The organism is Streptomyces sp. NPDC091289, from assembly GCF_044757365.1.
Taxonomy (GTDB): Bacteria; Actinomycetota; Actinomycetes; order Streptomycetales; family Streptomycetaceae; genus Streptomyces.
Genome location: NZ_JBIVUT010000006.1, coordinates 116,160 through 128,514, shown reverse-complemented (window position 1 = coordinate 128,514; position 12,355 = coordinate 116,160). Strand labels below are relative to the sequence as shown.

21 protein-coding genes and 2 pseudogenes are annotated in these 12,355 nt (G+C 68.7%); 12 read left to right on the top strand and 11 right to left on the bottom strand.

Annotation, left to right across the window (positions count from 1 at the left end):
• Nucleotides 1-10 precede the first annotated feature (10 nt).
• The 3 genes from ACIQPT_RS09610 to ACIQPT_RS09600 are packed head-to-tail and all read right to left on the bottom strand — an operon-like array spanning nucleotide 11 to nucleotide 1,115.
• Entirely contained in the window at nucleotides 11-442 is a 432-nt protein-coding gene (locus ACIQPT_RS09610; protein WP_401154406.1) for a hypothetical protein, read from the bottom strand.
• Nucleotides 443-447: 5 nt separating this feature from the next.
• Nucleotides 448-858: a hypothetical protein gene (locus ACIQPT_RS09605; protein ID WP_401154404.1), complete on the bottom strand. Its 411-nt coding sequence runs from the start codon at nucleotides 856-858 to the stop codon at nucleotides 448-450.
• Nucleotides 855-1,115 (bottom strand): hypothetical protein, encoded by a 261-nt coding sequence (locus ACIQPT_RS09600; RefSeq protein ID WP_401154402.1) that lies wholly within the window; start codon nucleotides 1,113-1,115, stop codon nucleotides 855-857. Before ACIQPT_RS09600 ends, ACIQPT_RS09605 begins: the two co-directional genes overlap by 4 nt.
• 107 nt (nucleotides 1,116-1,222) lie before the next feature.
• Here ACIQPT_RS09600 and ACIQPT_RS09595 point away from each other — a divergent pair, with 107 nt between their 5' ends.
• From ACIQPT_RS09595 to ACIQPT_RS09560, 8 genes are all read left to right on the top strand, one after another.
• Nucleotides 1,223-2,059, top strand: a complete 837-nt coding sequence (locus ACIQPT_RS09595; RefSeq protein ID WP_401154400.1) for a Scr1 family TA system antitoxin-like transcriptional regulator — start codon at nucleotides 1,223-1,225, stop codon at nucleotides 2,057-2,059.
• Nucleotides 2,056-2,265 (top strand): DUF397 domain-containing protein, encoded by a 210-nt coding sequence (locus tag ACIQPT_RS09590; RefSeq protein ID WP_401154398.1) that lies wholly within the window; start codon nucleotides 2,056-2,058, stop codon nucleotides 2,263-2,265. Before ACIQPT_RS09595 ends, ACIQPT_RS09590 begins: the two co-directional genes overlap by 4 nt.
• 180 nt (nucleotides 2,266-2,445) lie before the next feature.
• Nucleotides 2,446-2,658, top strand: a complete 213-nt coding sequence (locus ACIQPT_RS09585) for a hypothetical protein (protein ID WP_401154396.1) — start codon at nucleotides 2,446-2,448, stop codon at nucleotides 2,656-2,658.
• Nucleotides 2,642-3,172 (top strand): DUF6879 family protein, encoded by a 531-nt coding sequence (locus ACIQPT_RS09580; protein WP_401154394.1) that lies wholly within the window; start codon nucleotides 2,642-2,644, stop codon nucleotides 3,170-3,172. The genes ACIQPT_RS09585 and ACIQPT_RS09580 overlap by 17 nt, the downstream gene beginning before the upstream one ends.
• The gene (locus tag ACIQPT_RS09575) at nucleotides 3,156-3,989 is read left to right on the top strand and encodes a helix-turn-helix domain-containing protein (RefSeq protein WP_401154392.1); all 834 of its coding nucleotides are present in this window, start codon (nucleotides 3,156-3,158) and stop codon (nucleotides 3,987-3,989) included. The genes ACIQPT_RS09580 and ACIQPT_RS09575 overlap by 17 nt, the downstream gene beginning before the upstream one ends.
• 120 nt (nucleotides 3,990-4,109) lie before the next feature.
• Nucleotides 4,110-4,334, top strand: a complete 225-nt coding sequence (locus ACIQPT_RS09570) for a DUF397 domain-containing protein (protein ID WP_401154390.1) — start codon at nucleotides 4,110-4,112, stop codon at nucleotides 4,332-4,334.
• Between the two features lie 6 nt (nucleotides 4,335-4,340).
• The gene (locus ACIQPT_RS09565) at nucleotides 4,341-4,817 is read left to right on the top strand and encodes a hypothetical protein (RefSeq protein ID WP_401154388.1); all 477 of its coding nucleotides are present in this window, start codon (nucleotides 4,341-4,343) and stop codon (nucleotides 4,815-4,817) included.
• Nucleotides 4,818-4,921: 104 nt separating this feature from the next.
• A complete protein-coding gene (locus ACIQPT_RS09560; RefSeq protein WP_401154386.1) occupies nucleotides 4,922-5,137 on the top strand; it encodes a DUF397 domain-containing protein in 216 nt (71 codons plus the stop codon).
• Nucleotides 5,138-5,353: 216 nt separating this feature from the next.
• Here the strand turns inward: ACIQPT_RS09560 and ACIQPT_RS09555 are convergent, their stop codons facing one another.
• The 8 genes and pseudogenes from ACIQPT_RS09555 to ACIQPT_RS09520 all read right to left on the bottom strand — a co-directional run bounded on the left by ACIQPT_RS09555 (nucleotide 5,354) and on the right by ACIQPT_RS09520 (nucleotide 9,117).
• Entirely contained in the window at nucleotides 5,354-5,491 is a 138-nt protein-coding gene (locus tag ACIQPT_RS09555; RefSeq protein WP_401154384.1) for a hypothetical protein, read from the bottom strand.
• Between the two features lie 324 nt (nucleotides 5,492-5,815).
• Complete coding sequence (locus tag ACIQPT_RS09550) at nucleotides 5,816-6,148, bottom strand: winged helix-turn-helix domain-containing protein (RefSeq protein ID WP_401154382.1); 333 nt, start codon at nucleotides 6,146-6,148, stop codon at nucleotides 5,816-5,818.
• Nucleotides 6,145-6,579 (bottom strand): hypothetical protein, encoded by a 435-nt coding sequence (locus ACIQPT_RS09545; RefSeq protein WP_401154675.1) that lies wholly within the window; start codon nucleotides 6,577-6,579, stop codon nucleotides 6,145-6,147. Before ACIQPT_RS09545 ends, ACIQPT_RS09550 begins: the two co-directional genes overlap by 4 nt.
• A 148-nt stretch (nucleotides 6,580-6,727) precedes the next feature.
• Nucleotides 6,728-7,006: pseudogene (locus tag ACIQPT_RS09540) on the bottom strand (ABC transporter permease); the annotation flags it as partial.
• Between the two features lie 232 nt (nucleotides 7,007-7,238).
• Nucleotides 7,239-7,481, bottom strand: a complete 243-nt coding sequence (locus tag ACIQPT_RS09535; RefSeq protein ID WP_401154674.1) for a hypothetical protein — start codon at nucleotides 7,479-7,481, stop codon at nucleotides 7,239-7,241.
• Between the two features lie 200 nt (nucleotides 7,482-7,681).
• Nucleotides 7,682-7,864 (bottom strand): annotated as a pseudogene (locus ACIQPT_RS09530) (ATP-binding cassette domain-containing protein); the annotation flags it as partial.
• Nucleotides 7,865-7,993: 129 nt separating this feature from the next.
• A complete protein-coding gene (locus ACIQPT_RS09525) occupies nucleotides 7,994-8,164 on the bottom strand; it encodes a hypothetical protein (protein ID WP_401154381.1) in 171 nt (56 codons plus the stop codon).
• A 596-nt stretch (nucleotides 8,165-8,760) separates the two neighbouring features.
• Complete coding sequence (locus tag ACIQPT_RS09520; RefSeq protein WP_401154379.1) at nucleotides 8,761-9,117, bottom strand: hypothetical protein; 357 nt, start codon at nucleotides 9,115-9,117, stop codon at nucleotides 8,761-8,763.
• Nucleotides 9,118-9,301: 184 nt separating this feature from the next.
• Between ACIQPT_RS09520 and ACIQPT_RS09515 the strand changes: the two genes are divergently transcribed.
• The 4 genes from ACIQPT_RS09515 (at nucleotide 9,302) to ACIQPT_RS09500 (ending at nucleotide 12,345) form a co-directional block, all read left to right on the top strand.
• Complete coding sequence (locus ACIQPT_RS09515; protein ID WP_401154377.1) at nucleotides 9,302-9,772, top strand: MarR family transcriptional regulator; 471 nt, start codon at nucleotides 9,302-9,304, stop codon at nucleotides 9,770-9,772.
• A 70-nt stretch (nucleotides 9,773-9,842) separates the two neighbouring features.
• A complete protein-coding gene (locus ACIQPT_RS09510) occupies nucleotides 9,843-10,724 on the top strand; it encodes an HAD family hydrolase (protein ID WP_401154375.1) in 882 nt (293 codons plus the stop codon).
• Between the two features lie 133 nt (nucleotides 10,725-10,857).
• Nucleotides 10,858-11,373 (top strand): lytic polysaccharide monooxygenase auxiliary activity family 9 protein, encoded by a 516-nt coding sequence (locus ACIQPT_RS09505; RefSeq protein WP_401154373.1) that lies wholly within the window; start codon nucleotides 10,858-10,860, stop codon nucleotides 11,371-11,373.
• A gap of 162 nt (nucleotides 11,374-11,535) precedes the next feature.
• Nucleotides 11,536-12,345, top strand: coding sequence for a calcium-binding protein (locus ACIQPT_RS09500; RefSeq protein ID WP_401154371.1), 810 nt, complete (start codon nucleotides 11,536-11,538; stop codon nucleotides 12,343-12,345).
• Nucleotides 12,346-12,355: the final 10 nt, after the last annotated feature.

Here is a 12,355-nt window from a genome sequence, read left to right as displayed (position 1 = left end):
CGGCACAGCCTCAGGACCCCGCCCCGCCGCCTCCGTCCCGGTCGCGCTGCACCTCCTCCCTGATCCGCTCCGCCATCAGATCGGCGAGCGGATCCGTGACATCCCAGGAGTGCGCGGACGGGTGCCGGTCGTACAGCACGCAGGCGTCCCCCTCCTTGACGGACAGCCGGTGGATGACGGCCGGACACGGCAACAGTTCCTTGAAGCGGAACTTCCGCCGTCCGTCGGCGTCGGCCCAGAGCATCCACAGATCCCGCCCGCCATAGGCCGACCAGAGCTGGGCCGCGTGCTCGGTGTCCTCGTCGTGCTCGCCGAGTTCACAGAGCAGGAATTCGTCCAGCTCAGGAGCTTCCGACGCCTCGCCGGGCCCGTCCTCCAGACCCATGAGCGCGACGCGCGCGCCCATCTCGGGGAGTTCGGTGAAGGCGGTGCACTGCAACATGGCGCTCATCCTTGCCGGTGAGAGGGGGGAGGGGTGCGGGCGGCAGCGGCCAGGGGGCGCATGACGAGCCCGTACCAAGCCGTGGCGTCCCGGGCGACGAACTCGTACGGGAGCCCGTCCGCGAGCCGTCCCAGCGCGTAGTCGTGCTCACGGAAACTGGCCGCCCAGGAACGGAGTTCGGTCGGCGCGTCGCGTCGGCCGCCCGTGCCGACCGGGTACAGCGCGCGGCCCGGAACCCACGGGGTGTACGGGTCCGGATCGAGCGCGTCCGCGAAGCGCCGGGCCTGCCGCCGCAGCCAGCGCAGCGCCAGCCGCCGCGTCGGGGCGACGATCCCACCGAGCCGGACGGACCGCGCCGCGTCGCCGCCGCGGCTCTCGGCAACGTACCAAGTGGGTTGCTGGTGCCGGGTGTTCACAGCACCTCACCCCGGCTGCGGGCGTTGAGCCGTGCGGTCCTGGCCCGGAGCTGCTCCATGAGGAGCGCGGGCCGGACCCGGCGCGGCTCGGCCTCCCACTCGGCCCCGCCGCCCACGGGCCGGAGCGACCAGTAGGGGCCGGCGACCCCACGGAACTCGCCCACACGGTCACCGCGAGCGGTGTCCACCATGAGCGCGCCGAGGGCCGGGGGGTCGGGAGGCTGCTGCGCGTTCGGGCAAACGTTCTCGCCGTACACCTATCGCTCCTCTCTGTAGCCGTATGACTACCGGGGCGATTCAGCGTGACCTACCGTGAGGAGGCATTCAACTTGCCTATTCGGCACGGAAGATCGGGGCGGGGTCCGTGAACATCAAGGAGTTGAACCCGGAAAGCTCCGCGCAGGCAGCCTACGGTGCACGTCTGCGCGGGTTACGGGAGAAGCGGGGCTGGACGCAGGAGGAGCTGGGGGACCACAACGGCTACTCCAGCACGCACATCTCGTCGGTGGAAACTGGTCGCAAACTCGCGACCTTGCGCTTTTCGCGTAGTACGGACCGGGTGCTGGGGCTCACCGGGACCGAGGCGTCGTTCGAGCGCGAGCTGGGCCAGATCAAGCACGGCAGCCTGCTGGAGGGCTTCCCGGAGTTCCTCGGCTACGAGCGCCGGGCGGCGGAGATCCGGCTGTACGAGGTCGGCGTCATGCCGGGGCTGCTCCAGACCCCGGAGTACGCCAGGGTCCTGGCGGACAGCGCGGTCAGGCGACAGGCGATCACGGCCGATCAGGCGGAAGAGCGCGTAGCGCTGGTCGCGGAACGTCAGGCGGCCCTGGTCCGGGAGAAGCCGCCGCTGGTCTTCGCGACGCTGGACGAGAGCTGTGTTCGCAGGCCGGTCGGCGGACCGGAGGTCATGAAGGCCCAGATGAATCGGCTGATCGAGTTCGCGGAGCAGCCCAACACCGTGCTCCAGGTAGCAACGTTCGACATGGGCGAGCACCGCCCGTTCGACCTACCGGTCACGATCCTGACCATGCCCGACCGCTCGCTCATGTCGTACGCGGAGTCGGCACAGCAGGGCTATTTGGAGCGTGAAAGTGGCTCGGTAGTACCGCATCTGACGGCCTACCATCAGATGCAGGCGGTAGCGCCCTCCCAGGCCGCGTCCGTAGACATGTTCAGGCAGTTGCGAAAGGGCACCCCGTGACAACCGAGACCCCCCGTTGGTTCACGTCCTCGTACAGCAACAACGGCGGCCAGTGCGTCGAGGTCGCCACCAACCTCGCCGCCCCGCACGGCATCGTCCCCGTCCGCGACTCCAAGAACGTGAGCGGCCCGGCCCTCACCATCCCCGCCACCGCGTTCAGCGCCTTCGTCGCGGGCGTCCGGGCCGGAGACTTCGACACCGTCTGAGCCACCCGATCCGGCAGAGCAACCGCCCCACCGTGCAAGCGCGGTGGGGCCTTGCTATGCACGGACCGGGTCCGCTCTACCCGACAACGCGAATACCCGCCTTCCCCGGTAGACGCACGTTGTCCCGTCCCTCTAGCGTCATCTTCGACAAGGATCAGCACGGACCGAAGAGGGGGCACCGTGGCGCGAAATGATCTGTACAGACTTACGGGAAACACCGGCGGACCCAACTGTGACGACGATGACTGCCCGAACGTCTATGTGGATAAGGCGGACGGCGGGATCGTGGTGCAAGGGGACCAGTGCTCCGCATTCCAGCCTCCAGCCGGCGAGGCGCTGGTAAAGATTCCCGAGCATGTCCTCAAGGAGGCTGTCCGTGCTCTTGGATGGTGACGCCTGGCGCGAGTTCTTCGACGCCTTTGAGCGGGAGGCATGGCGGTTCGAGGCGCAGCCCACGTACACCATGCCCAGGGAACGGGAGAACGTTGCCCGATTCTTGAAGGGTGAGAACAAACCACTCGATCACAACTCACGCTGGCATGATCGGGTCCGGAGCTACAGAGATGCGGGGCGCAGCATCGGACGCGTCAGGATAGTACGTCGACCTCTCACCGAATATCAGCGCTATCAGTTCGCCTGGGGGATTCCGGGAAATATCGCAGCCGGCGAGGACATCCGCATACTGGATGTGACGCACGACGACTTCGGCTTGCCCCTCACCGGATGCGACTGGTGGCTGTTCGACGAGACTCGTATCGCTCATCTCAACTTCCGCCCCGACGGCACGCAGATCAACCGTGAGGCTTACGTAGGGGATCCTGCGCCCTACCGGGAATGGAAGCGGATCGCCCTGGAACGGGCCATTCCTTTCGGGGAGTACGTGAAGGGCCTTGACCTTCCAACCTGAGCAACTGATCAGGTCAAAGGCCGATCTGGCCACCTCACTCCGTGACCTGCGCAAGCGAGCCGGACTGTCCCAGGTTCGGCTCGCTCAGCGCTGCGCCATGTCACAGACGAAGCTCAGCAACATCGAGACCGGCCGGGTCGGACCGAGTCTCGTGGATGTGGAGCTGATCCTGAGAGCTCTGGAAGCCTCACCGGCAACAGCGACCGAGGTGATGTCGCTGGCCCGGCTGGCCCATACGGAGTGGCAGAGCAAGCGGGCTTCGTGGCGGAGGGGCCTGGAGAAGCGGCAAGCGGAGCTAGCCGGACTGGAATCCGAAGCAACGGTTCTCCGCTACTTCCTGCCCTCCATGGTCACCGGCCTCCTCGCCACGCCGGAGTATGTGAGCGCCAGCCTCAGCGGATCGCCGGGGGACAAGTCGGTGACGGTCGCCAGGAAGCTGGAAAGACAGGCAATCCTTTACGACACCACCAAGTCCTTTACTTTTCTGCTGACGGAGCAGGCCGTGCGATGGCCCGTACTTCATCGGGCCGCCATGGCCGTGCAGGTTGACCGCCTAATTTCTCTTTCCCATCTACCCAATGTGCGTGTCGGACTGCTCTTGCCTGGGTCAGCCGTAAGCCGTGGCCCCATGAACACGTTCACCGTCTACGATCAGCGTCTCACTACGGTTGAGACCTTCACGGGCCGCATAGTTTTTCAGGACGCCCGAGACATTTCCGAACATCTGAGAGTTTTCGCGACGTACGAGCGCCTCGCGCTCTTCGACGATGACGCAAGGCGCGTTCTCACGCAATGGGCGACTCTCTTCCGCTCATGATCTTTATCCCGCAACGCGAATAATCGACTGATTGTCCGCGTGGTCGACCGATCATTGCCCGTGTCGCCGAACCAGCACCGGAAGGCGCACATCCATCGGCACAACGGAAGGGCAATATCGATGACCGACCTGTACGAACTCCCCATCGACGAAGTCGAGTTCTCCAAGGCCTGCGGCGGCAACACGCACCCCGACGGCGAATCGTGCGTCACCCTCGCGCGGATCGGGCCGGACGCCTGGGCCCTGGGCGACAGCAAGCGCCCCGACGCCGAGCCGTTGCGGTTCACGGCGGCCGAGCTGGACGCGGCGGGCATCGACCCCGCCCGCTTCGGCCTCTCCGCCTGAGCCGCCGTGCACCACCACGGCTACGCCTGGCTCGGGGAGAAGCGGACGTTCGACAAGGAGAGCATCCGCAGGCCCCCGGGCCGGGCTCCGACGGCGACCAGCGAGCAGGACGTGCACGAGCGGTACCGGGAGGCGGTGGCCGTGTTCCCGGCCTCCGGCGTACCGCCGATCCAGACAGCGCACTGGCTCATGAAACCGGCCTCGACGATCCGGGGGACCTGGGAGGAGCCCAAGGAGGCCGGCGCATGGCTGGGCCGGCAACTCACCGAGTTCGCGCCCCGGTTCGCCTCCGCTCAGGACCGGGAGGCGACCAGGCTGGTCCTCCTCGTCAGGGCGGCGGTCGAACGGCTCGCGTGGGGCGGAGACGTGTCCCTCGGCCACTACCTCAACGGCACGGTCTTCCACTCCGTCGCCCTGGTGACCTGCTCCCCGAACCGCGGCGCACCCGAACTGCCCTGCCCACAGCAGCGGACCGGATCATGACCGCACCGCGCACGACTACGCGTGCGCAGCCTCCGCCCCGGGTATCAAGGACCGAGACTCGCAGCACCCGCAATCGGTGACTGACTTCCCACGAAGGGGCACCCGTGACGACCGAGACCGAAAACCCCCGTTGGTTCACGTCCTCATACAGCGAGAACGGCGGCGCGTGCGTCGAGGTCGCCACCAACCTCGCCGCCCCCCACGGCATCGTCCCCGTCCGCGACTCCAAGAACCCGACCGGCCCGGCCCTCACCATCCCCGCCACCGCGTTCAGCGCCTTCGTGGCCGGCGTACGAGCCGGAGACCTCGGCACCGTCTGAGCCACCCGAGCCGGCAGAGCAACGGCCCCACCGTGCAGGCACGGTGGGGCTTCGGCGTCCTCGCCCCGGCTTGCATCAAGCCGCTTCAGCGTTGTGGCTCAAGCCTGTGGACGGTCTAGGCGGTTGACATCCTCTGGTTCAGGCTGATGCGCGACCTGCGGGAGATGTGCCAGGACTTGGCCCCGTACAGGACGCTGTGGGAGAGCCGTCACTGTGCTACTTCTTGACCCAGAGCTGCTGGAGGGGCGGGAAGGGGAGCGCCTGGTGGCGGAAGTACGCGTTCCACATGCCCTCCGCAACGCCTGCCTGGCCCGCCGCCCGGCAGACCGCGGCAATGCCGTAGGAGGACTCCACGTGGACATAGCCAGGAGGGGCTTGCCGAAGCTCGCCGAGAAGACCTGCGGTTGTTGGGCACTGGTGGCGCCGAAGGCTTGAGGGGCAGCCGCGGCAAGGGACGCGGCGATGACCGCACCGCCAACGGATCGGTGTATCCACGGTTCATGTCGGGCTTCCTCTCGTCGGGGTCTAGGTGGGACCGGACGGGGGCCACCGGGGTGGGCGGTCTCGCGGGCCTGGCTCGCCAGGGGAGGCCGGGACGCAGGGTGAGCGCTGCACCAGGCCACAGCCCACCGGTCGATTCACCGCTGATCACGAGTTGCGGGCTGGTGGGCAGGACCTTCACGCGGCGGGGGATCCAAGGCCATTCGCTTGCTCGGGCTCCCATGCCGCGATGTCGCGGAGGGCGGCCAAGTGGCGGGTGAAAGCCGCGCGCCCCGTATTCGTCAGAGAGAGCCAGGTACGTGCGCGCTTGCCGACAAAGGCTTTGCGGACCTTCACGTACCCGGCCTGCTCCAGGAGGGCGACCTGCTTGGACAGGGCCGAGTCCGTAATCTCGATGGTGTCACGGAGCGTCTTGAAGTCGGCCTCGTCGACCGAGGCCAGCGCGGCGGCGATGGAGAACCGCACCGGAGCGTGAATCAAGGTGTCGAGGGACTTGCGCGGATGCGTCACTGACTGACCTCGGGCATGCGAGCCACCTTGCGGTCGAGAGCGCCGACCACGAGAAAGGGCACGCCGCACAGGACGGCTCCAGGTACCCACCAGAGTGGTTCACCGGAGAAGAGCGCAGTGCCGAGTGTGACCGTGAGCGTGTAGACAGCAGCGCCTGCTGTCGTCGTGAGGGCAAACAGAGTCCGGTGGTGGCGGGCCAGCACCGGACGTGTAGCCGTGTAGATCACCAGGGCGAAGAAGGGCATGAGCAGGATGACCGGAAGGGCGTACTGCGAGGAAGGCTCGACCACCAGCCCGTAGACGGCTGTCATCACCGTCATCACCAGGCCGAGGAGGTACACCGCAGGGCCGGGCCGCCGTTTCCCCGCTCGCATCCGGGAAGCCAGTGCGTCGGCCGAAGCCAGGGCTTCCCGCGCTTCGTTCTTGTCCATCGTGGCGCCTTCCATGCGGGTCAGGACTGGAGGATACGGTCGCACGCCCGCGCCTACACGGCTTCTCCCCGGTCCCACTGAAGGTGCGGACGGCGAGGACGACCACCACGGCGGTGCGGACGATGACGACCAGGACGGACAGCCATACCGGGTGGGCCGGATCGCCCTGTGACATCTGTGTGAGCATGAGGTCCGCGAAGAAGGACGTGGGCAGCATGCCCAGCGTGGTGCGGACGGCGTCGGGCATGAGATCGAGCGGGAACGCGAGACCGCTCAGGAACAAAGCCGCCAGCTGCACGAGCGTACCGACGTTGGTTTCGGCGTCCGGTGAGGACAAACGGCCGCCGATCAGATACCCGACACCTCCGAACATGGCGAGGCCGAGCAGGGCGATTCCGAAGAGGGCCGGAAGCCGGCTCGCTTCCACCTTGCCGAAGGCGGCCGCCAGCACGAGCAGGACGACCGTCTGTGCGATGACCAGAAGCCGGAGGGTGCCGTTCGTAGGTTGGCCAGCGGTCCGACGGTCAAGGTCGCGCTGATCACGGCAAGGAAAATGGCCAGCATGCCGGAGGGAGAGAACAGGGCGAAGCAGAAGTATTTGGGGTCGCGGGCGAGCTCCCGGGCGTGCATGAGGGCCGGCTCATGCGAGGACGAGGACATCACGCCGTCACACCTTCCGCCTCCACGGGCTGCGCGCCGTCACCCGCTCCATGGATGGAGACTCCGGTGAGGAGGCGGAATACCGCCTCCAGGCCGACTTCCTTGATCTGAATGTGGCGAGCTCCAAGCGGCCCGGCAAGCAGGCTGAACACCGCGCCGGAATCGCTGGTTCGCACCACGACCCGGGTGTCGCCGCCGGAGTCGTGGATCTCGATGTGCGACACCTTGGCCGCGGTGCGCACGGATCGCGTCCCGCAGTTCCTTCCGCGCGTTGGGGTCCATGCCCGTCGATAGTTCGTCGAGCACCAGCAGACGGGGACGGAAGATGAGTGCCGTGCCAACCAGGAGCCGCTGAAGCTGTCCGCCGGACAGCTTCGCCACTCGGACGTCGCGCGTGGCCAAGGACCCGGACGGTGCCTCCACCAGGACGGCGCAGGCCGACGAGAGTCTCGATGGTGGTGGTCTTACCGGCTCCATTCGGGCCGAGCAGACCGAAGATCTCCCCCGGCCGTACGGAGAGGTCGATGCCCGCCAGAGCGACGATGTCCCCGTGTGGGCCCGGGTACCGCTTGGTGACGATTTCGAGCGGGATCGCCGCGCCGTGGGATGGACTTCGTTCAGCCATTCCGCATCTGCCTCTCATCGGATTCCACCGAGGTCTCGCCGTGCGTGCAGTCCACCCACGTGCCAGCATGGCATCCACTTTCCAACTCGGCAAGTAGATGCGTGATGAGTAACTGGTTTTCTCCGGCCACTAGTTGGCCGAAGCGAGCACGCCAAGAAGGCTCCCCTCGGCCGGAACGAAGCCCCAACGGTTGAGATCCATATGCAGGTAGTGGAGGAGTAACTCCTGCCTCGGCACAGGGTTCTTGTCGGCCGCCGCCTCGCCGAGGGTGCGCACGACCGTCTCGACGTGCCGCGTCATGTTCTCCCGCAGGGGCCCCGATGCGTACCGAGGCCTCACCCGTGCCTTTCGCCGCGCGGGCGAAGAGGCCGCGCAGGTCCTCCTGGCCGGGTGCCACCCATCCGTAGTTGCCGCCCCCATTGGCGACGGCGGGCGGCCCGGAACACCGTCCGGGCACCGGGCTCGGAGAGCGCTGCCCGTACGAGTGCGCTCATGCACGAGACCGCCGGCGACGCCCGGTCGAAGAGCGGGGCGATAACGCCGGTCCGCTGGTCGTCGTACCACCGGCAGGAGGCCGTGAAAAGATCCTCCGCCCTGGCCATGCCCCGAGCGCCCCCGTACTTGACGAGTTCCGGTGCGTACAAGCTGCAAGCGGGCTTGTTCGACCATCGGTAGCCCCTGCGGCACGGAGCCCGGCACGAGGCGTTCCGAAGGGGCGGGCCTGTCGAGCGCGTGGAGCAGCTCGACCAGTTCGGGCAGGCGTTCATGGACACGGTCGACCCCGTCAGCGGAGCACTTGAGGCGCAGCCGCAGATAGTGGCCGCTCATGTCTCAGTAACGGGTGAAGAACCACGCGGACGCCGCCTCTTCGGACGCGGGCTCGGACATCCGGGGTATCAGCACCCGGGTGGCCTCGCCCATCGAGTCCGGATGCCCGGGATAGGCGCGGACGTACCACCAGTCCGCATCGTGTAGTCGGAGTGCGGTGAGCCGTTGACCCAGGTATCGGTGATTATTGCCGGCAGTCGGACGTAGGACTGGAGCAGATGCCGCGGGATGAGTCCCAGGTGGGCCAGCCCGACGGGGTCGCCGTTCCGATCGAACAGGGACAGCGTGTCGGTGTGGGTGTCGTGGGCGAGCACGGTGTCGTCCAGGGTGATCCCGTGTTCCGCCTCGACCTCGCCCGGCAGCACCAATGGCGGCAGGATGCCGCCGCATTCGGACTGCACGATGTTGCAGTCGGTCCACACCACCAGCTCACGACGGCGAACACCGGGCTGGCAGAGCCCTCGGACTGCTCGCCGACCAGAAGCCCGAGGCTACGGGCTTCCACCGCCTCCCCTTGACCTCAATCGCGCTTGCGGTCCTACCGTCGTTGCTTGTAAGGCCCGCACCACCGCGCGGGCCCCCGACCGCACCACCGAGGGAGCATGTGTCATGACGGATCAGCAGCAGCTCAGCGACGCCGAACTCGCCGGACAGCCCGCCGCCTACTGGACCGGGGTCGCCTACGAGGCGTTGATCGCCTACACCCGGGCCCAGCAGGCCGAGAAGGGCTACACCCAGCCCCAGTTCTGGCTGCTGCGCAACCTGTCGGCGAACGACATCTCGCCCGACGGCGAAGGCATGACCGTCCCCGAGCTCCAGCAGGCCATGGCCTCGTACATCCGGCCCGAGGACGACCTCGCGGTCGAGGCCGAGGCGCTCGTGGAGCGCGGCTGGCTCACCCGTGACCCGGGCGGCAGGCTGTGGATCACGGAGGCGGGGGAACAGGCGCGGGTCGACCTCAAGCGCAACGCACCCGCGATCCGTGCCGCGCTCCACGAGGGCATCGACGACGCCGACTACGTCACCACGGTGAAGGTGCTGCAGCGGCTCATCCGCAACGCCGGCGGGACCGCCGCCTGACAGAGTCCCCCCTTATCCGATCCGCCCCTGGCGGGCAAGCGGCCGTTCGGGCCCTTCTAGGCTGGGGCCCATGCCCACGCCACCCGCATGCACCCCCGGCGCCTCTCCCGCGTATTCCCTCGTCGCCACGGACCTGGACGGCACCCTGCTGCGCCCGGACGACACCGTGAGCGCCCGGTCCCGCGCCGCGCTCTCCCTCGCCGCCTCCGCGGGCGCCCGGCACCTGGTCGTCACCGGGCGGCCCGTGCCCGGGATACGGGCGCTGCTCGCGGACCTGGCGTACACCGGGCTCGTCGTCTGCGGGCAGGGCACCCAGCTGTACGAGGCCGGGAGCGGGCGGCTGCTGCGGTCCGTCACCCTGGACCGCGAGGCCGCCGACACCGCGCTCGGGAAGATCGAGGCGGAGGTCGGGGCGGTGTTCGCCGCCGTGGACCAGGACGGTGTGGACGGGGCGACCCTGACCGAGGCCGGGTACCGGATGCCGAACCCGACGCTTCCCGCCCAACGCGTCGCCTCCCGCGACGCGTTGTGGGAGCGGCCCGTGATCAAGGTGCTGGTGCGCCACCCGGAGCTGGGCGACGACGCGCTGGCCGCCGCGGCGCGCGGGGCCGTGGGCGATCTGGCGACGGTGACCATGGCGGGGCCCGGCACCGTGGAACTGGCTCCGCGCGGGGTGGACAAGGGGACCGGGCTCGCCCTGGCCGGCGAGCTGCTCGGCATCGGGGCGGAGCGGACGGTCGCGTTCGGGGACATGCCCAACGACCTGCCGATGTTCGCCGGTTCGGGCCACCGGGTGGCCATGGGCAACGCGCACCCGGAGCTGCGCGCGGCGGCCGACGAGGTGACCCTGTCGAACGCGGAGGACGGGGTCGCGGTGGTCCTGGAGCGACTGTTCGGCGCATCCGTCCGGCCGGGCCGGCACCCGGGCGCAGAGGTCGCACCCGGACACTAGCCTGGTCTAGACCAAGAGCGGTACGCTTCCGTTGCCACCCGTGACAGCCCCACCGTCACGGCGTTGCTGCTTGACATGCGCATGCCTACCCGTTGTCGCACGGGCGGGCACGGACCCCCACAGAGGAGTTGTCATGAAAAGCAAGAAGCTCTTAGCCGTCGCCATCGGCGCGGGAATCGCCCCGCTCCTGGCCGTCAGCCTGCCGGCCGGCAGCGCGAGCGCGCACGGCTACATATCCTCGCCCCCCAGCCGACAGGCCCAGTGCGCCGCCGGAGTGGTCTCCTGCGGTGCCATCAAGTACGAGCCGCAGAGCGTCGAGGGCCCCAAGGGCCTCACGAGCTGCAGCGGAGGGAACGCCCGCTTCTCCGAGCTCGACGACGACGGAAAGGGCTGGAACGTCACCCCGGTCGGACGGACGACCAGCTTCAACTGGCGGCTGACGGTGAGCCACGCCACCAGCACCTGGCAGTACTACGCCGGCGGCCAGAAGATCGCGGAGTTCAACGACGGTGGCGCGCGGCCCGGTGAGACCGTCAGCCACCAGGTCAACTTCGGTGGCCTGTCCGGCAAGCAGAAGGTGCTGGCCGTGTGGAACATCGCCGACACCGCCAACGCCTTCTACGCCTGCGTGGACGTCAATGTGAGCTGACGCGACGCCGCACCGCCCGGCCCCGCCGGGACGAACCGGACCTGTCCGGGGCACCGGAGCACGCCCTCGCGGCCGCCCGCCCGGTCCCCGGACAGCCATCCCGTCGGCCGGCCATCCCGCCGGCCGGCCTGTCCACCGGCCACCCCATCGAGACGAGGTCCCATGTACCGCCACCAAGTCACCGCCCGCGCAGCCGCCGTGGCCCTGCTCGCCACCGGCCTCGCCGTCTCCCCGGCAGTCGCGGCCCCCGCCGTCGGCGCGGCCCCCGCCGCTGACGCGGTCCCCGCCGCCACCGGGGCCAAGGCCCGCGTCGGCGCCGACTGGGCGAAGCAGTCCATCACCTTCACCGCCGCCCCGGGCCAGGTGAACGACCTCCACGTGGTCCCGATGGACCAGGGCGACGGCGTCCGGCGCATCGGCTTCCGCGACGCGGTGCCGCTCCAGCCCGGCGACCACTGCACGTACCTCACCCCCGGGGACGAGACGTACGTCGTCTGCGAACTGCCCACGGACAGCGCCCGGCCGGACCGGATCGACGTCTTCCTCGGTGACGGCGACGACGAGATCGCCACCAGCGACCCGGGCGTCGCCACCGTCAGCGGCGGCCCCGGCGACGACATGCTGCACGCCCACACCGCGCACACCGTGCGGGGCGACGAGGGCGACGACATGGTCATGGGGCGCGTCGTCCTCGACGGCGGCGACGGCAACGACCACCTGATGGCCGTCGAAGGCGACCAGTGGCTGTGGGGCGGCCGGGGCGACGACATGATCGAGGCGTACGACGGCAATGACGTCGTGTACGCGGGCCCGGGCGACGACCACGTCATGGGCGGCGACGGCGACGACATCCTGTTCGGCGGCTCCGGCGACGACATGCTGCACGGCGAGGACGGAAACGACCTGATCGTCGGCGGCCCCGGCAAGGACACCGTCGACGGCGGCCCGGGCCGGAACATCACCCTCCCCTGAACGCTTCCCT

Bases quoted from the DNA above. Each gene is read 5' to 3' on its own strand.
- ACIQPT_RS09570 (WP_401154390.1), top strand. From the start codon at position 4,110: ATGACCGACCTGTACGAACTCCCCATCGACGAAGTCGAGTTCTCCAAG.
- ACIQPT_RS09505 (WP_401154373.1), top strand. From the start codon at position 10,858: ATGAAAAGCAAGAAGCTCTTAGCCGTCGCCATCGGCGCGGGAATCGCC.
- ACIQPT_RS09525 (WP_401154381.1), bottom strand. From the start codon at position 8,164: ATGACGCGGCACGTCGAGACGGTCGTGCGCACCCTCGGCGAGGCGGCG.
- ACIQPT_RS09545 (WP_401154675.1), bottom strand. From the start codon at position 6,579: ATGGACAAGAACGAAGCGCGGGAAGCCCTGGCTTCGGCCGACGCACTG.
- ACIQPT_RS09515 (WP_401154377.1), top strand. From the start codon at position 9,302: ATGACGGATCAGCAGCAGCTCAGCGACGCCGAACTCGCCGGACAGCCC.
- ACIQPT_RS09510 (WP_401154375.1), top strand. From the start codon at position 9,843: ATGCCCACGCCACCCGCATGCACCCCCGGCGCCTCTCCCGCGTATTCC.
- ACIQPT_RS09610 (WP_401154406.1), bottom strand. From the start codon at position 442: ATGTTGCAGTGCACCGCCTTCACCGAACTCCCCGAGATGGGCGCGCGC.
- ACIQPT_RS09500 (WP_401154371.1), top strand. From the start codon at position 11,536: ATGTACCGCCACCAAGTCACCGCCCGCGCAGCCGCCGTGGCCCTGCTC.